The organism is Nocardiopsis tropica (assembly GCF_042660575.1).
GTDB classification, from domain to species: Bacteria; Actinomycetota; Actinomycetes; order Streptosporangiales; family Streptosporangiaceae; genus Nocardiopsis; species Nocardiopsis tropica.
The window spans coordinates 144,456-164,803 of the sequence record NZ_JBHSUF010000015.1; the positions used below are offsets into that span (position 1 = coordinate 144,456).

Consider the following 20,348-nt stretch of genomic DNA (forward strand, 5'->3'; position numbering starts at 1 on the left):
AGGGGAGGTGGCGGGGCGGCGGGGGCCGCCCCGCCGGAGGCGGGTCAGGAGCAGGACGCGCGCACGGCCGAGGCGGCCACGTGCGAGCTGCTGTGCTCCTGGTCCGCGAGGGCGTCGGCCCCCGCGTTGGTGAGCTTGACGGTGAACTCCTCCGTGGGAGAGGTGAACCCGGTCACCTGGACCCATCCGCCCCGGATCCCCGCCTGGTCGATCCCGAAGACCGCCACGGGCGACCCCTCGGCCGAGGGGCCGGAGAAGAGCTGGTAGCGCGCCTCCCCGGGGGATATCCACAGCGGGCTCTCGTCGTCGGGCACATGGACGTAGAGCTCGCACGCGACCCCGGCCTCCCCCGGGGTGAACGTCCAGGTGGCGTACTGGCCGTTGCCCTGCTCCGGGTCGCCCGAGACGGGAAGCGCCTCGTAGCCGCCGTCGCAGCCCTCCTGAGAGTACCCGCCGGGCCGTGTGGCCCAGCTGGCGGTGCCCTCGGCGCTGTCCCAGCGCCCCTCGTTCGCGTAGGAGGAGCCGGGGGAGTCCTGGCAGCCGGGCCCCGCGACGGCGAGGAAGGGCTCCGGTTCCGAGCCCCCCGTCATCGCGACGGAGTTCTCCAGGACGGAGCCCCCGCCCTCCGAGGGCGGCGGGTCGGCGACCGGGGCGTCGGCGGACGCCGACCCGCCGTTCGCCGTGTCGCCGCTTCCGGCGGCCCCGCCCTCCCGGGCGGTGTCGCCGGTTCCGGTGGTGTCGGCGAGGGGGGCGTTCATCTGCTCCGTCGCCGGGCCGGTGCCGGTGTCCCCGGTACCGGTGTCGCCGTTGCCGGCGCCCTCTCCGGCCGCCCCGTCGGTCTCACCCTCCCCGGAGGTCCCGGCGCCCTCGTCGCCTCCGGTCGCCGCGTCCTCCCCGGCCGTGCCGTCCGCGGCTTCCTCGCCGGCGGGGGGACCGGCGGCCGTGCCACCGCCTTCGGCCGCGGCGCCCCCGGCCCCGGGCTCCCCGGCGGCGGTCGTCTCGCCCGCCCCGTTCCCGGCCTCCTGGGCTCCGGACGCGCCCGGGTTCTCCCGCGCGGCGGGGGCGGTCTCCACGGGGTTCTCCCCGCCGGTGGCGCCGGCGCCCGGGTCGGGCATCGTCGGGGCCGCGGCTCCGTCCCCGCTCACCTCGGGGACGTAACCGGTCTCCTGGGGCGCGGCGCCCTGTTGGGGCACGGCCGCGGCGCCCGTGTCCGCCGGAGCGGCTCCGGACCCACCGCCGCCCGAGCCGCCCGCCTCGGCGGTGCCCGAGGACGGGCCGCCGGCGCCGCCGGCGTCCGAGGCGAGCGGCGTCGCCTCCAGGGTCACCCCGGGCACACCCGCCGTCATGGCGAAGGGTGCGGCGACCAGGAGCAGACCCGCGATGGCGGCGCCCGCCAGGGCGGGCTTGCCCGGACGGTCCAGGGCCACCTCCGGGGCCTGGGGGGCGGCCGGTTCGTGCAGGGCGCCGGTGATCCGGGGAGCGGGAACGGCCTCGGCCGCCCCCTCGGCGGCCCCGGTCGGGGGAGCGGGCGCGATGTGCGCCGCGGAGCCCGCGGCCCCGCCGGAGACCGTGCCGTCGGCTCCACCGGAGAGCGCCGTCCGGAACTCGGACTCCGGTGTGGGACGGCCCTCCGCCGCGCCGCGCGCCTGCGCACTCTCAGACATCGGAACTCCTTCTCGGGGGCCCCGGGCGGCCGCGGGAACGGCCGCCCGGGGAGGTGGGGGTGGGGTCGGGGGTCACCGGCGTCCTCCGGGACCGCCCGGGGTGTTGACGTCCGGGACGTGGTTCACATTGTCCTCTTCCGTACGGCCGAACTTCTCCTTGGTGCCGCCCAGGATGGCGCTCGTGTCCTGCGCCGCGATGACCACGAAGCCCATGTACTCCTCGATGGAGGTCCTGAGCACCCCCAGCGACTTGTCCATGTCGTTGGCGAACTTGTCGCCCTTGCCCCAGATGGTGGGGTCCTCCAGGGAAGCCAGTTCGCTGTTCAGCCACTGCTGGGTCTCTTGGGCGTACTCGGCCGCGTCGTTGACGCTCCAGCTGTTCCTGGCCATGCCGTCGAGATCGGCGAAGAAGCCGTCGCCGCGGTCCGTCATGTCCGTCTCCTCTTCTCGGTCCTCAGCCGCGGGTGCGGCGTGGAACGCCTACTGCCTCGGGTCGTCGGAGGGGATGCCCAGGCGGTCGAGCAGCTTGAGCGGGTCGAGGTCGCCGTTCATGATCTCCTGGGCGCCCGCCACGTCCGGCATGAAGGGGCTGTAGGCCTCCGTGACACGCTCGGCCATCTGGCTCCGCGCCTTGTTGACCACCTCGGTGATGGCGGCGGCCAGCTCGGTGGGGGCCATGTCCCGGTAGGCCTGGGTGTGGAACTTCAGCTCAACCAGTTCCCCCGTCGCGTCCACCTTCGCTCCCACGAGCCTGTTCTTCGCCACGACCTCTTCGGTTGCCGCCTCCAGGCTTGCGCTTGCGTCCACCAGCCGGTCCATCGTCTTGTGAAGCTGTGCCAGTTCCTCTTCCATCTGGCGTTGCATCTGTGAACTCATGCCGGGGTGTTCCCTTCTTGTTCTGGCCGGGGACGGGGCGTCCCAGTGCGGATCTCTGCGCGTCGGCCGTGGTGCCCCAGACCTTCTCGTCCTCGGAGAGCCAGGTGGAGCGCTGCCGGTCGCGGTTGTTGTCACCGCCACCGCCACCGCCGCCCATGCCGCCGCCCATCATGGGGGGCATCATCGGCATGCCGCCCATGCCCCCCATGCCGCCGGCGCCTGTACCCGCACCCGCGCCCCCGGCGCCGGGCTGGCCGTTCAGCCCTCCCGCGCCGCCGAGCCCGCCGAGGCCGCCTGCGGTGCCCTGTCCGCCGGAGGCCCCGTTGGGGCCGCCCGCCGTGTACTGCGTGCCGTCGGGGTTGGCGAACAACGAGGAGCGGTCGGAGCTGTCAGGCGAGCCCGGGCCGTCACTGGAGTAGGGGCTGGGTTCGAGGCCGCCGTAGTTGAGGCCGATGTCGTCGGGCGCCAGCGGCGGCGGCAGGATCTCCGGGATCGGTCCTTCCGGGATGCCGCCGCTGTCCGTGATCGGCTCCCCGGTCTCGGGGTCGATCGGGTAGGGCTGGCCGGTGAGCGGGTCGATGACGTAGGGCTCGCCGGTGACCGGGTTGATCGGTACGTCCTCCCCGGTGCCGGGGCCGTTGAGCCCCAGGTCCGCCGGCGGCGGTGGAGGCTGCAGCACGTAGTCGTCGTCGTTGGAGGTGCCGGGGCCGTTGAGCCCGAGGTCGGGCGGGGGAGCGGGCACGTTGAAGTCGTAGTCGGTCGGCAGCCCGGTCGACGGGTCGATGCCGACCGGTTGTCCGGTGACGGTGTCGATGGGCAGGACCTGCCCGGTCTCGGAGTCGTAGTTGATGGGCAGGCCGGTGTCGGGGTTGTACGGCAGGCCGGTTCCGGGGTCCACGGGGAAGGGCTCGCCGGTCTCGGGGTTGAGCGGGAGCCCTGTCGCCGGGTCGAACTCCAGGGAGCTCCCGGTCTCCCCGATGGGGAGCGGCTGTCCGGTGACGGGGTCGACGGGGAGCGGTTCTCCGGTGACGGGGTCGATGGGCAGGACCTGCCCGGTCTGGGGGACGAAGTTGATGGGCAGGCCGGTGTCGGGGTTGAAGGGCCGACCGGTCTCGGGGTCGATGGGGTAGGGCTCGCCGGTCTCGGGGTTGAGCGGGAGCCCTGTCGCCGGGTCGAACTCCAGGGAGCTCCCGGTCTCCCCGATGGGGAGCGGTTCTCCGGTGACGGGGTCGATGGGCAGGACCTGCCCGGTCTGGGGATCGAAGTTGATGGGCAGGCCGGTGTCGGGGTTGAAGGGCAGGCCGCTCTCGGGGTCGATGGGGTAGGGCTCGCCGGTCTCGGGGTTGAGCGGGAGCCCTGTCGCCGGATCGCGCTCCAGGGAGCCGTTGTAGCCTGCCGGACCGCCGCGGCCGCTTCCCGGGCCGTTGAGCCCGAGGTTCGGGGGCGGGGGCGGGGGGATGAAGGGCCCGTTCATGCCGGGGTCGCTGCCGCCGCCCTGGCCGGGGCCGTTGAGGCCGAGGTCGTTCGGGGGCGGCGGGGGCGGGGGCATGAGGGGACCGTTGTCGCCCCCCTGGCCGAAGCCGGGGCCGTTGAGGCCGAGGTTCGGAGGAGGCGGGGGGAGCGTGACGGGGCCGCCGGCCCCCTCGGGACCGCCGATCCCCTCGGGTCCGCCGTTGCCGGGGCCGTTGAGGCCCAGGTCCGGTGTGAACGGCGGCGGGCCGCCGAGACCCTCGGGGCCGCCCTGGCCGGGGCCGTTGAGGCCGAGGTCGTTCGGGGGCGGCGGGGGCGGCGGCAGGATCTCGTTGTTCCCGGGGCCGTCGCCGCCGGTGCCGGGGCCGTTGTACGGGAGCTGCGGGGGAGGCGGCGGCGGTGGCGGCGGGGGAGGCGGAGGACCTGGCATGTCCTCCTCGTCCCAGCCGCTGAAGGGGTTGTCGATCTCCCAGTCGTCGAACGGGTTGTCGATCTCCCAATCGTCGAACGGGTTCTCGGGGCCGCCTCCGCCACCGGGACCGGGACCGGGGCCGGGGCCCGTCGGCGTCTCCGTCGGGAGCGAGGTGGGAACCTCGATGCGCGGCAGGACGTCGTTGACGCTCTTGTAGTAGAGCGCCATGTTGTCGCGCAGTTCGTTGACGGTCTCGTAGACCCCCTTGTAGTGGTCCCGGAACCTCTGGTACAGCGTGTTGTTGATGTTGTCCTGGGTGGCCTGGTCGCCGGGGATGCCCATCACCGGCTCCCCGCCGGGCGGCCCGTTGTTGATCAGGACCTGGAACTGGTCCCGCTCCGGGTTGAACGTCTCCGTCCCCGCGGAGGTGTGGAAATACCAGGTGTCGAGGACGCCCTGGACGGTGCCGCCCGTGCCTTCGAGGGCTTCGCGCACCGCCTTGGCGAGCCCGCTGGTACCGGGCTTCAGGCTCTCCCTGAGATCCCCCAGCTGCTTCGTGTAATCGGGGATCTTGTCGTAGACCACGGTCATCCGGTACGCCAGGTCCTTGAGGCGGTACTGGTACGCCGCCGCGGCCGAGCCCTGCATGGGCCCGTCGGGGGTGTCGATCTCCTTCCAGAGCTTGTTCAGGCTGCCGCCCCCCTCCCCGTCGATGTAGGGGGCCAGCTTGTCGCGCAGGTTGTTCAGGTCGTCGATGGTGTTCTGCAGCCGCCTGAGGTCCCAGCTGGTGGACACCAGCTTGTTCGCCTCGTAGTCGGCGACGTGGGCCAGGTTGCTCAGCTGTTGGCGGAACGTGTCCTGCGGGGGGGCTCCCTCCTCGTGCAGGCTCTCCTTGCCATCGCTGAGGGTCTTCTCACCCCACAGGTGCCTCTGCATCGTGTAGCCCGCGTAGTCGATGCCGTAGGTCTCGTAGGAGTAGCCGTAACCGCTGGGCGTCGACATGTAGGCCGTGTAGTAGTCCCGGTAGCTCCACCAGCGGTCCATCTCGTGGCCGCCGTAATTCCAGGAGAAACCGGTGAAGGGGTTGGTGTTCTCGTGGAAGTGGTAGCGCCCGTCGGCGACCCAGGGGTCCTTGGTGACCGTGTCGATGCCGACCATCGGCGGATAGGAGCCCCCCTCGTCGCTGTCGGCGAAGATGTTCATGAGCTCGTGCAGTGGTTGGTCCGGAAGGTCTTCCAGTTCTCTTTCCGGCGGCATGTTCCCCTCCTTCTATGGATCGCGCCTCGGGGCTAGGCCTCGCTACTGTCCTCGTCCGTGTCCTGGTCGTTCCCGCCGCCGCCGCCACCGCCACCGCCGCCGCCACCGCCGCCCGAACTGCTCTGGCTCGGGTACATCAGGTTGAAGATCTCCTGGGCGGTGAGGCTCTGCTCGTCCTCGAGGTCGGCGAAGACGATGAGGTTCTCCGAGAGCCTGTCCTCGATCTGGACCAGCTCCGTCTGCAAGCCGTCGAGGAACTGGTAGATGCTGTTCAGCGAGGAGTCGATCTTCGAGCCGAGGGTTCCGGCCTCCGTGAGGATGGAGGGGTTCCCGAGCCTCTGGTAACTGCCTTCGCCTCCGTACACGGAGAAGTCGGTGACCAGATAGGCGATCTCGTCCTGGAGGGGGGACACGATCTGGGAGCGGAAATCCTTGATCCGTTGGAGGTCGATCTTGGTGCCCTTGTCACCGTTGTCGCCTCTGGTGTCATTGGTCCCGCCGGTGTCGCCCTCTCCTCCTCCTCCTTCTCCTTCTTCTTCTCCCTCTCCTTCTTCCTCCTCTTCCTCTTCTTCTCCCTCGCCTTCTCCTTCTTCCTCTTCTTCTTCCTCTTCCTCCTCCTCTTCTTCCTCCTCTTCTTCCTCTTCTTCCTCTTCCTCTTCTTCTCCCTCGCCTTCTCCTTCTTCCTCCTCTTCGTCCTCGGATTCTTCGTCTTCGGGGTTTTCCTCTTCGTCCCCGGGCTGCTCTTCCTCGTCCTCGCCCCCGGCGCCGTTCCCGCTGCCCTCGCCTTCGGTGTCCTCCTCGGGCCTGTCGGAGGTGACCGCGACGGGGGGCTCGGTGATGTGGGCCGGATCCGTCGGTATCGGGTCATCACCGGGCGTTTCGTTCCCCGGCCCCGGCCCCGGTTCCAGACGACTCAGATTCTCGTCGGGGGTGTCATCCGGTGCCGTTTCCTCCGGCTCGCCTGGGGTGTCGCCCGTCTCCGTGACAGGGGGCTCGGTCACCTCGACCGGTTCCAGGGGCACCGGCTCCTCGCCGGTGCCGTCGCCTCCCGGCCGGTCCCCGCCGGGGGTCTCCTGCTCGCCGGGAGTGTTGCCCACCACCGGAGGCGGGGTGGCGCCCACGGGAACGCCGGGTGTCCCGCTGCCCGGGTCGGTCGCGCCGGGGCGGTTGCTCTCCACGTGCTCGGGGAAGTCCTCCTCGCCGGGTCCGTCGCCGCCGGGGCGGTCCCCGCCTTCTTCGTCCTGACCGGGGCGGTCGCCGCCGGGGCGGTCCCCGCCTTCTTCGTCCTGACCGGGGCGGTCGCCGCCGGGGCGGTCCCCGCCTTCTTCGTCCTGACCGGGGCGGTCCCCGCCCTCTTCGTCCTCGCCGGGCCGGTCGCCGCCCGGCCGGTCGGGGCCGTCACCGCTCTCGTCGCCTCCCGGCCGGTCCCCGCCGGGGGTCTCCTCCTCGCCGGGTCCGTCGCCGCCGGGCCGGTCCTCCCCCTCTTCCCCCTCTTCCCCCTCTTCGTCCTCGTCCTTCTCGGAGATGGTGATCAGGCCGGTCTCGGGGTCGACCTCCACATTCCCGTCACCGGGGTCGAAGGTCACCTCGCCGGTCTCGGGGTCGAGGGTGAGCTTCAGGTCGCCGACCTCGATCGTGGTCGGCAGAGACTCCCCGTCCTCGCTCGCGCGGGACGTCTCGATCTCGACGGTGCCCTCGGCCGGGTCGATGGTCAGACCCAGGTTCCCGGTCTCGACCGTGAGCGGCGCCGCCTCGGGGTCGAGGGGCACGTTCCGGTCGCCGGGCTCGATGCTGATCGTGTTGGTGTCCGGGTCCAGGACGAACTTCAGCTCGCCAGCCTCGACGGTGGTGACGGCCGTCTCGGGGTCCAGGGTCACGACCGGCGCCCCGGGGATCTCGGAGTCGTTCTCGCCGAAGGCGGGGTCGTCGGCGTCGGCGGAGATGGGCTCCACACCGGTGATCGGTTCCCCGGCCGGGTCCCGTTCCGACTCGTACAGCTCTCCCCGCTCCACCTCGGAGCGGGTCTCCAGGGGGGCGTCGCTGAGGGCGGTGGCTTCCTGAAGCGGCTCCGCGGGCAGCTGCGGGGTCATCGCCTCGAAGGACTGGGGCTCCATCGGCGCCAGCGCCTCCGTCGCCTCCGCCCGCTGGAAGGGCTCCGCGAGAACGGTGGACTCAGGGGCGGTCGTCTCCCCCTCGGGGACGGACTCCGCGTTGGCGGGCACCCCGACGGAGGCGATCGTCGGTTCGAGGGGAAGGGCCGGGGTCCCCTGCATCACCGGTGTGAAATGGCTCTCCGTGTGGAGCGTTTCGCCGGAGACGTCCCCGGCGGGGGCGGACACGGCGACGACGTGCTCGGTGTCCTGCCCTGGGAACACGTGCGGGGAGGCGGTGTCCCCTGCCTGCTGCGCGCCGAACAGCATCACGCCGTCGTCGCCGATGTTCACCCTGGAGTCGCCCGGGTCGAGCACGGCCTCCTGGGTGGAGGTGTCCACCTCGACCGAGGAGCCTGCGTGTCTCAGCAGAAGCAGCCCGCTGGTCAGGTCCACGCTGATCGGGGCGGATTCCGACCGGTTCGTGGTGGTGCTCTGCTCCTCGAGGAGGGCGGCCTCCTCGGTCTCGGCCGGGTCCGGCTCCTCTCCGGAGAGGGCAGCACGGAAGTCGAAGAGGGGGGGCTCCACGTCAGGACCTCCTCACCGCCCACAGGGCGGTCGTTCGTCGGGTTGTCGGGGGTGGGGGATGGGGTGGGGCGGGCGCCCTGAGGGAGTGGTGGGCCGCCCGCCCCGGGGAGGGGGAGTGGACTACAGGAGCGCTTGCCAGTTCATGGCCTCGCGCCCGTCGGTGGAGGAGTAGTTGTTGCGGATCTCGTTGAGGGCGGTCTCCGCCTTGTTCAGAAGAACCTGCATGTCGGCGACGTTGGCCCGCCACGAAGCGACCTTGCGGTCGTACTCCGTGGCCATGGCGCCGTCGAGCTCCGCCTTGACCGTCTGCATCTGGGCGTCGAGCGCCTCGATCTGGTTCTGTACGGCCTGCGTCTGGGTGCGCAGCTCGTTGGTGGCCTCGTCGACGTAGGCGTAGCTGACGTCGAAACCGTTGATGGTCATGGTCTCGCCTTCCGGAGGGGGACTCGTGCGTGTGGGAGCGGTCGGCAGGCCTCAGCCGGACTGGTTCGGGTTGAGCTCGTTCATCCACCGCGAACCGGTGATGACGGCCGCGTCCTCCGTGGCGTGCATGGCGTGGACGGTGCCGCCGAAGGTGCCGATCATCTGGTTCATGTCGTTGGTGATGAGCCGCAGCTCCTCCAGCCAGCCGACGACCGCCTCGCTGTACTTGTTGGAGGCCGCGCCCTGCCAGGACATGCGCAGTTTGTCACGCGTGTTGTCCACGTTGGTGTAGATGGTGTTGCACTGGCTGTGGGCCTCGGTCATCGCCTCCTGGGCGATGCGCTCGGCCTCGTCTGTAGTCCTTGTCCTCTGGTTCACAGGCTCTCCTCGGGTCGTTCCATCAGGGGCATCCGGCGTCCTCGACCATCGACGAGGACGCCAGGGGGAGGGCGGCTGCTTCCGGGTCGAGTACCGGACCGGAGGGCAGCAGCCTCAGGAGGGAGGTCGGGACGGGGACGGCCTGGGCCGTCTCGTACCCGAGGGCGGTCAGGGCGGCATCGTCGACCACCGGGTACTTGGCCGCGCTGTCGGTGACGAGGTAGTGGGTGGTGGCGGCAGCGCCGCCGCCCACCGGCTGGGCGGCGGCGACCGTGCCCCGGCCGGAGGCGATGCCCACCAGGTCGGGGGTCGGGCACCCGGGGACGATGCCGGGCCGCTCCTGCACCGGCCACGCCTCCACCCCGGCGGGGTCGTCCATGGTCAGCGACAGCGAGCCGTCGGGGGCCAGCCGCAGGCACGGCACGCCCGCGCCGACGCCCACCAGCTCCGGCGGGGCGCCCGGGTGGCGCTCCTCGCGCGGGGCTGGGCCGTCGGAGAGCCGGGTGTGCGCCTCGCCGGCGGGCAGGGGCAGCGCCTCGGCGGGGGCGTCGGGGTAGGCGGCGCCCGAGATGTCCGGGTTGGCGAGCAACAGCAGTGCCTGCGTCACGGAGAGCGGAACCAGGCCGTCCCGGGTGAGCAGGTAGTGCTGGTCCCCCTGCCCGGGGGTGGACACCGCGAACACCTGCCCCACCTGCCGGGGCCCGCCCGCCAGCTCGCCCGCGTCCTCACCGGCGCCCGGGACCTCGGGCGCGGTCAGGTCCGGGCCGGTGGGCACGGTGTTGAGGAAGGCGGCGGTGACGGGCAGGGCGTCGCTCGTCCCGTAGCCGAGGGCCTGGACGGCGCCGCCCTCCTCGTCCAGGCGCAGGCGGGTGCCGTTCCACAGCAGCTGCGGAGCCCCGTCCGGCCCGGAGACCAGGACCGCCTGCTCGGCGGAGGGCGGGGTGGGCTCCGGGGCATCGCCGACGACCAGGGCGGTGCGGCCCCGCTCGTCCTCCTCGCCCTCGGGCGGCAGCGCGCACACCCGCCAGACCGCCTCCTCCAGGCCCGCTTCGGTGGGAAGGGAGTCGGGCGCGGCGGCGATGCCCACGGGGCCGCCCACGGGCACGCCTTCCAGGGACCGGGCCGAGACCAGGCTCACGGCGGCGTCGGCGCCCTGGACCAGGCGGGCGGAGGCGCCGTTGGCCACGGGGCGCAGCACCCCGGCCGAGTACATGTAGGAGGCCCCGGTGTCGCGGTCCACGATCAGCCGGCCCTCCTGGCGCCAGCTGGTGGCGCCTCCGGGGAAGATGAGGCCGAACACGAGGAAGCCGATGCACAGCACCACGCCGATCGCGATGCCGATGTAGGTGCCGGTACGGGTGCGGCGCATGGGGGCGTCGACCGCGTCGGGGTCGCCCTCCAGCATGGCCGTGCCCAGTCGGCCCACGGTGAAGTTGTGGGCCATCACCCTGTCGCGACGTGACTGCATGTCAGCCGCCGATTCCGCGCAGGAGCGAGAACACGCCGAAGATCGCCAGTACCAGGGGCACGATGGCCACCGTCAGCAGCGACTGGATGATCTCGGCGGCCCGGCCCCAGTGGGGCAGCGGCCGTGTGCCCGGCAGGTTCCAGGACACCACCGCCAGGATCGCGGAGGCGGCGAACAGGCCCACCATGGCGAGGGTGCGGGGCAGGGGGTCGGCCGTCCACACCACGACCAGGACCAGCGCGGTCAGCCCGATCCAGGGCGGCGCGACCACGTAGGACCGCTGCCAGGCGCTGGCCAGACCGCGTGACTGGAGCAGCATCACCAGCGACACGATCACGCACAGGGTGATCGGCACCCACCCGGGGGTGGCGCCGAGCACGACCAGGCAGACCGTCAGGACGGCGCCGGTGGCGGCGTACAGGGCGGTCTGGAACCGGTCGGCGAGCTCGGCGCGGTCCAGGACCCCGCGCGCGGGGTAGGGGTCGATGCCCTCCTGGAGCTGGTCGGGGTTGGAGGGCAGCGGCGGCAGCTTCAGGCCGGAGAGGCGGAAGGCCAGCTGGGGGGCGAACGTGCCCAGCAGCAGCGCGATGAGCGCCACCAGGGCCGCCACGGCCGGGACCGTGGCGCCGGGGATGAACATCAGGGAAAGCGCGCCCAGCGCGCACAGCACCTCGGCGGTGAACAGGCCGGCGAAGAAGGGCACGGAGCCCGCCACGGCCGCCAGGCCGAGCACGCTGGCCCCGGCGGCGGTCACCGCTCCCGTCAGGACCCGCGCCCCGATCAGCGCGGTGCCGGGGTCCCCCGAGGGCACGGACGCGCCGGCCACCGCCATGTACAGGGTGGCCGCCGCGGCCAGGCCGGTGGCGGCGGCCAGGTCGCCCATGGCGCGCGAGGCCGCCCAGGCCGACAGCAGCATGAGGAGCGACGAGCAGGCCGCCGACACCGCGGTCAGGAGGCCGGGGCCGCCGCTGACCAGGACGGCCAGGCCGGTGAACAGGACCACCAGCCCGAGCGACTGGAGCAGGACGCGCGTGGCCTCGGGGCGCCACCGGTCGGCGCGCTCGCTCATGCCGGTGGCGACGCCGTCGGTCAGGTCGTCGAAGTGCACCGGCGGCAGCTGGTCGCGGCGGGGGCGCAGGTAGAGGGTCTCGCCGTGGCAGAGTCCCAGGGAGCGGAGGGTCTCGTCCTCTTCCAGGGGCTCGTCGCCCAGTTGCTGGAGGACCCAGCCGTCGTGCTCCAGGCCGCTCTCGTCCAGGTCCTCGCCGTTGTCGCCCTCGGCGTAGAGCACGAGGGTGGGCAGGATCTCGGAGAGGGGGACCTCTGTGGGCGCCGCGATCTCGAAGGAGCGCTCGGGAGCGCGGATCAGGAGCCGGCACAGGTCAGGGGAGGCGACATCGTTCATCCGGTGGGGCCCATCATGAGGCAGGGTCGTGACAGGGGTGGAAGTGACGGTAACACTCCGACGACCCATTTTGGAGGTGTGTTGTTTTAAATTTTGGTGTCTGTCACTTTAGTTGGCAACGGTAGTGTTCTGCTTCCGGCGTTCGGTTCCGGACGCCGGTTACGGTCCCCGTTCCGGACCGCCCCCGCTGTTCCCTGCAAGGGAGGACCCCGTCCTGTGAGTACGATCCTCGTCCGCCGTCCCCCGCGGCGCCCCGGGCCGGACCTGCCCTCGGGCGAGGTCAGCCTTCAGGAGCCACCGGAGCTGCCGGAACCACAGGCCAGCGCCTCCTCGGTGTTCACCTACCTGCCGATGGCCATGACCTCGTTGGCGATGATGATGATGATCATCCGCCCCGGGAGCATGATGGGCGGCGGCGGGGGCAACAGCATCATGCCCTATCTGGCGGGCGGGATGATGCTCGTGGGTGCCGTGGTGATGCTCGGCGGCCAGTACCTGCGCACCCTGCTGGAGCGCCGCCGCCAGCTCAACGACGACCGCCGGGACTACCTGCGCTACCTCAAGCAGATGCGCACCCGCCTGCGGGGGGTGGTCACCGAGCAGCGCGACGCGATGCTCTGGCGGGCGCCCCACCCCGACGCCCTGTGGTCGATCGTGCGCACCTCCCGGCTGTGGGAGCGCAGGGGGACCGACGACGACTTCGCCGAGGCGCGCATGGCCGTCGGCGAGCAGGCGCTGTCCATGACGATCTCCCCGGTCTCCTCCAAGCCGGTGGAGGACCTCGAACCCCTCAGCGCCCACGCGCTGCGCCGCTTCATCCGCGCCTACGGAACCGTCGAGGACCAGCCGGTCCAGATCTACCTGCGCGGGTACTCCCGCATCACCATGCGCGGCGACCTGGACGCCAGCCGCGGCCTCGTCCGCGCCCTCATCGGCCAGCTCACCGTCTTCCACGCCCACGACGAGCTGCGCGTGGCCGTGTGCGCCTCCGAGGAGAACCTGGCCCTGTGGTCGTGGACCAAGTGGCTGCCCCACACCCAGCACCCCACCGCCCGTGACGGCGCGGGCCAGGCCCGGCTGCTGTGCACGGACGCGATGGACCTCGAACAGCTCGTCCCGGATCTGGCCGACCGTCCCCGCTTCGACCCCACCGAGACCCCCAGCCGCGAGGAGCCCTTCACCGTCATCGTCGTGGACGGCGGGCGCATCCCCCCGGGGTCGCGCATGCTGGGCGGCGGCTACCGCAACGCCGTCGTCGTCGACGTCGCCGACCCGATGCCCCCCGAGGACGACCCCTACACCCTGGCCCTGCGGGTGGAGACCGAGCGCCTGGTGATGCTCTCCCGCGACCACAGCGGCCGCGACGTCGAGGAGGTGCTGGGCCGGCCGGACTCCCTGAGCCTGTCCCGCGCCACCTCCCTGGGCCGCCTGCTCTCGCCCTACCGGATCGGCATGGTCGTCGAGGTCACCGAGCCCCTCACGACCGACTTCGAGCTGACCGCGCTCCTGGGCATCCCCGACCTGCACCGGCACGACACCGAACGCATGTGGAGCGAGCTGCACGAGAAGGACCGGCTGCGCGTACCCATCGGCATGAACTCCGACGGCGCGCCGCTGGAGCTGGACCTCAAGGAGTCCGCGCTGGGCGGCATGGGCCCGCACGGCATGCTCATCGGCGCCACCGGCTCGGGCAAGAGCGAGCTGCTGCGCACCCTGGTGCTCGGCCTGGCCCTGACCCACTCCCCCGAGACCCTCAACTTCGTGCTCGTCGACTTCAAGGGCGGCGCCACCTTCATCGGCCTCGACCAGCTCCAGCACACCTCCGCGCTCATCACCAACCTCGCCGACGAGGCCATCCTGGTCGAGCGCATGCAGGACGCCCTGCACGGCGAACTGGTCCGCCGGCAGGAGCAGCTGCGCTCCGCGGGCAACTTCAGCTCCGCACTGGAGTACGAGAGGGCCCGCGAGACCAACCCCGGCATGGAGCCGATGCCCACGCTGTTCGTGGTCGTCGACGAGTTCAGCGAGCTGCTGGCCGCCCACCGCGACTTCATGGACCTGTTCGTCATGATCGGCCGCCTGGGCCGCAGCCTCGGCGTCCACCTGCTGCTGGCCTCCCAGCGCCTGGACGAGGGCCGTATGCACCAGCTGGAGGGCCACCTGTCCTACCGGATCGCGCTGCGCACCTTCTCCGCCATCGAGAGTCGCGGGGTGCTCGGCGTCCCCGACGCCCACCAGCTCCCCTCGGCTCCCGGCAACGGCTACCTCAAGACCGACACCGAGACCCTCACCCGCTTCAAGGCCGCCTACGTCTCCGGGCCCTACCGCGTCAAGCGCCGCGCCGCCCGCAGGAACACGGTCGGCGGCGAGGTGGTGCTCTTCACCGACACCCCCGTGGACGCGACCGCTCCCGAACCCGAGGAGCCCGAGGTCCAGGAGGAGGAGACCGGCGAGTCCCTCCTCGCGACCGCGCTGGAGCGGATGGACGGCCTCGGCCCCGCGGCCCGAGAGGTGTGGCTGCCCCCGCTGGAGGTGCCACCGCTCGTGGACGAGCTGCTCGCCATGGTCGGCACCCGCCTGCCCGCAGGAGGCCTGGCCTGGACGAAGGAGACGGTCCTGCGCGTGCCGCTGGGGATCATCGACCGCCCCTTCGAGCACAGGCGCCTGCCCCTGGTGGCGGACCTGTCCGGGGCCGGCGGACACGTCGGCATCGCGGGCGGCCCCCAGAGCGGCAAGAGCACCATGCTGGCCACGTTCATCCTCACCCTGGCGGTGTGCAACACCCCCGCCCAGGTCCAGTTCTACGGGATCGACTGCGGCGGCGGCGTGCTGACCGCGCTCAAGGACCTGCCGCACGTGGGCAGCGTCGTCACGCGCACCGACGAGCGGCGCATCACCCGCACCATCATGGAGATGAACGAGATCCTCACCAAGCGTGAGGTCTTCTTCGCCGAGAACGGCATCGACTCCATGGGCACCTACCGCAGGCGCCGCGCCGCCGGGGAGTTCGCCGACCAGCCCCACGGCGACGTCTTCTTCGTCATCGACGGCTGGGGCACGATCCGCCAGGACTACGCGGATCTGGTGGGCCCCATCGTCCAGCTCGTGCAGCGCGGCCTCAACTACGGCGTGCACGTGGTGGTCGCCTCCCCCCGCTGGGCCGACTTCCACACCGCCGTCCGCGACCTCATGGGCACCCGCTTCGAGCTGCGCATGGGCGACCCCGTGGACTCCATGGTCCACATGCGCGCCGCGCAGACCGTCCCCCGCGTGCCCGGCCGCGGTATCACCGACACCAAGCACCACCTGCTCACCGGTCTGCCCCGCGCCGACGGGGACGCCGACTCGGTCACGCTGTCCGAGGGCATGGGCGAACTCGTCGAGCGCGTGCGCGCGGCCTGGGACGGGCCGTCCGCCCCGGCGGTGCGCACCCTGCCCCCGATCCTGCACGCCCGGGAGCTGCCCGCCTCCGAGCTCACCCAGATGGGCGGTCTCAAGGTGCCCATGGGGCTGGAGAGTCGCCGGATGCAGCCGTTCTGGCACGACTTCGGCGTCACACCGCACCTGCTCGTGGTCGGCGACACCGAGACGGGCAAGACCACGCTGCTGCGCCACATCACCAACGCGATCCGCAGCCACTACGGCCCCACCACCGCCCGGGTCGTGCTCGCCGACCAGCGCCGCCAGCTCTACGACGCCGTACCCACGGACATGCAGCTCGGCTACGCGGTCTCGGGCGACAACGTCAAGGAGATGATGGCCGCCGCCGCGCAGGCCATGAAGGCGCGGCTGCCCGGGCCCGACGTCACCCCCGACCGCATCCGCAAGCGCGACTGGTGGACCGGCCCCGAGCTGTTCGTCCTCATCGACGACTTCGAGATGGTCTCCGGAAGCGGCCCCAACCCCCTGACCCCGCTCCTGCCGATGCTCAGCCAGGGTGCGGAGATCGGCCTGCACGTGGTTCTCGTGCATGCCGCGGGCGGTTTCAGCCGGGCCTCCGGCGACCCGGTCATCCGGACGCTCATCGACTCCAACACGCCCAGCATCATGCTGTCCGCCCCGCCCTCGGAGGGCATGCTGTTCGGCAACATCCGTGCGCGCACGATGGCCCCCGGCCGCGCCCTGTGGATCGCGCGCCGCGACCCCGTGGAGGTCCAGTTGGCCATCGCCGAGGGCGCCGAGGACTGAGCCCCGCGACCGGGTCGCGGGCGGGGCCCGTGGAGCACGCCTGGAGGTGTGCCCCACGGGCCCCGCCGCGTCAGCGCACCGGTTCGTCGGAGCGCATCGGCACCGGTTCGCCCGGGCCGGCGGGACGCCACTTGCGCGCGCGCCCGAGCTTGAACACCGCTCCGCCCAGGACGCACAGCACGATGAGCAGGAGGGTCACGGACACCACGGCCGCCGTGGGCGGCGCGTCCACCGAACCGTAGGGGGAGGGATCGGGGACGAACCCCTCGCCCGCCACCCCGGCGGGGACGCCGCCCGGTGCGATGGCCATCGCCGCCAGAGGGTCGATCCTGCCGTGCCCCGACAGAGGGTCCGAGTCCCCCCGGGGGGACTCGTAGGCCGTGGTGGTCAGCCGCTCGCGCACCTGCTCCGCGCTCAGGTCCGGCTCACGGGCCATGAGCAGGGCCGCGGTCCCCGCCACGAACGCCGCGGCCACGCCGTCGCCGGCGGCGGTCACGTGGCCGCCGCCCGGGCCGGTCGCCACCACGCGGTCGCCCGGCGCGATCAGGTCCACGCGGGCCAGGTCTCCGCTGGGCAGGACCAGCGGGCCCTGGGCCACGGGGAGGCCCTCCACGTCGTGCGCGGCCACGCTCAGTACCGACGCCTCCTGGGCGGGCCGCCCCGGCAGCGGTCCCCGGGACGTGGGGACCGTGGCCGGGGCCACGACCAGGGCGTCGGCCTCCTCCGCGGCGGCGACCGCGGACTCCAGTGCGGGGGAGGTCTCCCAGGTACCCGTGCCCACCAGGACCACGCGGGCCCCCGAGTCCACCGCGCTCCCGATCCCGTCGGCGATCTCCTGCGCGGAGGCCAGGCCGGTCCCCGGACTGCCCGTGGCCACGGCCGTCACCACGGTGTCCGGGGCCACCCCGACCAGACCGCTGCCCTCCACGGACCGGGCGGCGACCACCCCGGCCAGCGACGTGCCGAACCCGAGGCAGTCGGCGGACTGCCCGCCCTCCACGGCGTCGGCCAGCGCGGGGTCGCCGCCGTCCACCTCCGGGGCCAGCAGCGCCACGCCCACCCCCTCGCCGGTGCTCAGGTCGTGGGCCCGCGACAGGCCGAGGAAGTGGTGCGTCCAGGGAGACTGCTCCACGACGTCCCCGCCGGTGGCGGCGCACGGCTGGTTGTCGGCCTTGAAGGGGTGGACCTGCGCGAGCGAGACGGGGTCCTGGGGGGCCTCGGCCGCCGCCGGAGCCGCGGGGAGGGCGGCGAGGAGTCCCAGGGCCAGCGCCGCTGCGGCGGTGCGGCGGCGCCGGGGCCGGGCCGTCCCCGGATCGGTGTGTGCGGTCACCTGGTGTGTGCTCCAGACTGTCAGGGGGTGTCCTCGGGGCGCTCCGCGCCCGGTGGGGGACCCGTACGGGTCGAGGGGGTGCGTCTTCCGCGCGGAGGCCGTACGCGGGGGAGAAGGGCGCCGGGGAAGGTCCCGTGCCCCTACGCTAGCCTCCCCGCGACGCGGCGGACCCGGGGCGGCCGCCCTTCCGGGCGCCTCTTCCGGAACCGTTCCGTCGGGACCCTCCGCGCGGGACGGGGCCGACCCCGCGAGCCCCGCCGGACCCGGCGTGACCGGTGTCCTCCCCGGGCGGTGACGAGGCCGCGACCGCGGGGGAGGGGCGGCCGTCCGTTCGGACGGAGCCCCGGGAGGAGGACCGACTGCGGTAGCGTACTCCGTTTCGTGTGTACGTTCCATGAGCGTCCGGTGGCCGGTCCGCGTCGTTCTCTCCGGAGCGGCGGCTCCACGGAGGAAGGGCGACGGTCGCGCTGTCCCACCGCCGGGGCGGAGCGGCTCTCAGAGCCAGGGGGCGGGGCGCTGTTCGCCGGTCGCGGGGTCGAATCGGCCGAACTGGGCCCGGTGCCGTTCCTCGCTGACCAGGCGGCCTTCGGCGTCCCAGTGGTGGGAGGGGCCGACGGGCAGGCCTCCGGTGGCGAGGTTGCCCAGGGAGACGAGCCGGCCGTCGCTGTTCCAGGCGATGTCGGGACCGCTCGCGACGCCGTTGACGAAGGTGCGCGCCGTCACCCCGGTCTCTTCGGTCTCCACCACTCGACCGGTGAAGCCCCGACCGCGGAGCACGGCCCCGGTCTCCTCCAGGAGGTCGAGGTCCTCTGCGTCAATTCTGCGCAATGGGGCCTCCGTTTTCGTCTACCTCGGAGAACTCCGGGCGGCTCGGGGGCGAATTCTTTCCGGCCCGGTGCGCGGGCGATCCCATGGTGATGTGGGTGCAGCACGCTCAGAGCGAACCGTCGTTCTTGAGGGTGAACCAGGCGTCGAGCTGGAAATCACTGATCTCCGCGCCGTCGCGTTCCCAGAGGAGTGCGTTGAGCGCCTTGAGCTCCGCGTGCCGGGCGGGTAGGTCGTTGAACGGGTAGGGGGTGGTCTCCGGGCTGCCGTCCGCCCTCGTCACGGGATTTCCGTCGGCACCGTACACCTGGTAGCCCCCGTCGCTGTACATGGCGTCGAAGCGCTCTTTCAGCTTGGGGTGCAGTTCGTCCTCGGGGATGACGGAGTACGTGGTCCTTCCGTTGTGCCCTTCCGCCACTTTCCCGCTGACGCGGTCCACGACGATCGCGTTCACCGCGCCGTTCCTTCCTCCCTGGTCCCCGAAACTGATGGCGGCTTCGGTGAAGGGGTCCGCGTCCGGGCCCGAGGGGCGGTCCGCCTTGGTGTTGTGGAAGGTCCCCGTGTCCACCCTCACGGGGGTCTTTCCCCTGAGGATCTTCTTGACCTCCTCGGCGCGCCTGATGAGCAGGTCGCTCTGGAAGTCCTGTAGCGGTTTCCCGTCGACCGTGATGATCCGGTCGTTGTCGTCCCTTCCTGTGCGGTTCTCCGGAATGGTGCCGATAACCCTTCCGTTCGAGAGGTCGCTCGGGAACCGGGGGTCTCCGTCGGGCCTGTCCTCCAGCCCGAGGGCCTCGACGGCCGGCCGGTCGTCGCTTCCCTGGTTCTCCTGGGTGCCGTCCTGGCCGGGCTCCTCGGCTCCGGCGGGCGCGTCGCTCGACGGGTTCTGCCCGGTGCCGGCGGGGGTGTCCCCCGTGGGAGCGGTCGCGGAGTCGGATCGCGGCTGCGCGGAGGAGTGGCTGCCGTCCCCCTGGGGGGCTGGGCCTCCGCTGTTGCCCTCGGAGCCGTCATCGCCTGCGGAACGGTCGCTGGGCCGGTCACCGTCACCGCTGCCGGATCGGTCAGCGCTGTTGCCACCGGACGGGTTGCCGCCGTCGCCTCCGGACCGGTGACCGCTGGAGCCGGCGCCGCCTCCGGCGCCGTCCTCGTCGTTGTCCTTCTTCCGGTCGCTCCCGGGGGCGTCCTCGGCGTCGTCCTCGCTGTTCTCCTCGTCGCCGTCCTCGTTCTCGGGCGTGTCCTGGTCCTCGCCCTCGGACTGCTTCCGGGACGGGTTGGTCCCGGCCACATCGGGCGCCGTCTCGGGGGACGAGGCCTCCTGGGTCCGGTCGTCGTCGATGACAGGGGCGGGCTCCGCGGTCGTCTCCTCGCCGGAGGGTGTGCGCGTGGTGCCCTGCGCGGAGTCGCCGTCCCCCTTGCCCGCGGGGCCGTTCAGCTCCTGGGCGAAGAACGCGAACAGGTCGGCCGCCGGGCCGGAGATCAGGGGCGCCTGTTCGGCCGGGGGCGCGGCCCCCTCCTGCTGGGAGGTGTCCGTGCGGTCCTGGGGCAGGGTGGAGGAACCCTCGTCGCCCCGGTCCTGGGTGAGGGGTCGGGTGGCGGGGGTTTCCTCAGGGGTCGGTCGGGACGGGGGACCGGAGGTTTCCTCGGGGGCCGGTCGGGACGGTTGCGTGCTCGTTCGGCTCTGCGGTGGGTTGTCGGGGGCCGGATCCGTCCCGGTCGGGACGGGAGAGCGCGGTTCCTCCCGTGCGGTCTCCGTCGGGGGGACGGGCCGGCCCTCTGGAGCGCTGGGGGTCTGTGCCCGGTCGGGGGAACCCTGCCCCGCACGGCCGCCGAACGGGTCGGTGCCCTGCGGGGAGGGTCCGCTCCCGCCCGGTCTGGTCGTGGTCGGCAGCGACCACCGGGCCCTCCACTCCTGCCGCAGGCGGTCCTCCTCCTCCGGTGTGCGCGCCCTGTGCTGCCAGTTGGTCCTCCAGTCGTGCATGG

At 72.5% G+C, this 20,348-nt stretch carries 13 protein-coding genes; 1 reads left to right on the forward strand and 12 read right to left on the reverse strand.

Annotated elements, in window-relative coordinates:
* Positions 1 to 44: 44 nt before the first annotated feature.
* The 9 genes from ACFQBR_RS23655 to eccD all read right to left on the reverse strand — a co-directional run bounded on the left by ACFQBR_RS23655 (position 45) and on the right by eccD (position 12,028).
* Entirely contained in the window at positions 45 to 1,664 is a 1,620-nt protein-coding gene (locus tag ACFQBR_RS23655; RefSeq protein ID WP_344184249.1) for a hypothetical protein, read from the reverse strand.
* 72 nt (positions 1,665 to 1,736) lie between these two features.
* Positions 1,737 to 2,096: a hypothetical protein gene (locus tag ACFQBR_RS23660; protein WP_344184250.1), complete on the reverse strand. Its 360-nt coding sequence runs from the start codon at positions 2,094 to 2,096 to the stop codon at positions 1,737 to 1,739.
* Between the two features lie 48 nt (positions 2,097 to 2,144).
* Positions 2,145 to 2,483: a YbaB/EbfC family nucleoid-associated protein gene (locus ACFQBR_RS23665; RefSeq protein ID WP_378554433.1), complete on the reverse strand. Its 339-nt coding sequence runs from the start codon at positions 2,481 to 2,483 to the stop codon at positions 2,145 to 2,147.
* Positions 2,374 to 5,679, reverse strand: coding sequence for a YML083C domain-containing protein (locus ACFQBR_RS23670; protein ID WP_378554435.1), 3,306 nt, complete (start codon positions 5,677 to 5,679; stop codon positions 2,374 to 2,376). The genes ACFQBR_RS23665 and ACFQBR_RS23670 overlap by 110 nt, the downstream gene beginning before the upstream one ends.
* Positions 5,680 to 5,711: 32 nt before the next feature.
* The gene (locus ACFQBR_RS23675) at positions 5,712 to 8,357 is read right to left on the reverse strand and encodes an AAA family ATPase (protein WP_344184251.1); all 2,646 of its coding nucleotides are present in this window, start codon (positions 8,355 to 8,357) and stop codon (positions 5,712 to 5,714) included.
* Between the two features lie 120 nt (positions 8,358 to 8,477).
* Complete coding sequence (locus ACFQBR_RS23680; protein ID WP_267945581.1) at positions 8,478 to 8,780, reverse strand: WXG100 family type VII secretion target; 303 nt, start codon at positions 8,778 to 8,780, stop codon at positions 8,478 to 8,480.
* A gap of 51 nt (positions 8,781 to 8,831) precedes the next feature.
* A complete protein-coding gene (locus ACFQBR_RS23685; RefSeq protein WP_267945580.1) occupies positions 8,832 to 9,158 on the reverse strand; it encodes a WXG100 family type VII secretion target in 327 nt (108 codons plus the stop codon).
* Positions 9,159 to 9,180: 22 nt separating this feature from the next.
* Entirely contained in the window at positions 9,181 to 10,626 is a 1,446-nt protein-coding gene (eccB, locus tag ACFQBR_RS23690) for a type VII secretion protein EccB (RefSeq protein ID WP_267945579.1), read from the reverse strand.
* 1 nt (position 10,627) lies between these two features.
* Entirely contained in the window at positions 10,628 to 12,028 is a 1,401-nt protein-coding gene (eccD, locus tag ACFQBR_RS23695) for a type VII secretion integral membrane protein EccD (RefSeq protein WP_267945578.1), read from the reverse strand.
* 216 nt (positions 12,029 to 12,244) lie between these two features.
* Between eccD and eccCa the strand changes: the two genes are divergently transcribed.
* Positions 12,245 to 16,216: a type VII secretion protein EccCa gene (eccCa, locus tag ACFQBR_RS23700; protein ID WP_344184252.1), complete on the forward strand. Its 3,972-nt coding sequence runs from the start codon at positions 12,245 to 12,247 to the stop codon at positions 16,214 to 16,216.
* A 70-nt stretch (positions 16,217 to 16,286) separates the two neighbouring features.
* Here the strand turns inward: eccCa and ACFQBR_RS23705 are convergent, their stop codons facing one another.
* The 3 genes from ACFQBR_RS23705 to ACFQBR_RS23715 all read right to left on the reverse strand — a co-directional run.
* Positions 16,287 to 17,546 (reverse strand): S8 family serine peptidase, encoded by a 1,260-nt coding sequence (locus ACFQBR_RS23705; RefSeq protein ID WP_352987269.1) that lies wholly within the window; start codon positions 17,544 to 17,546, stop codon positions 16,287 to 16,289.
* Between the two features lie 495 nt (positions 17,547 to 18,041).
* Complete coding sequence (locus tag ACFQBR_RS23710; RefSeq protein WP_344184254.1) at positions 18,042 to 18,374, reverse strand: toxin-antitoxin system YwqK family antitoxin; 333 nt, start codon at positions 18,372 to 18,374, stop codon at positions 18,042 to 18,044.
* Between the two features lie 106 nt (positions 18,375 to 18,480).
* Positions 18,481 to 20,348: hypothetical protein (locus ACFQBR_RS23715; protein ID WP_378554440.1), on the reverse strand; the 1,868-nt coding region annotated here is incomplete at its 5' end.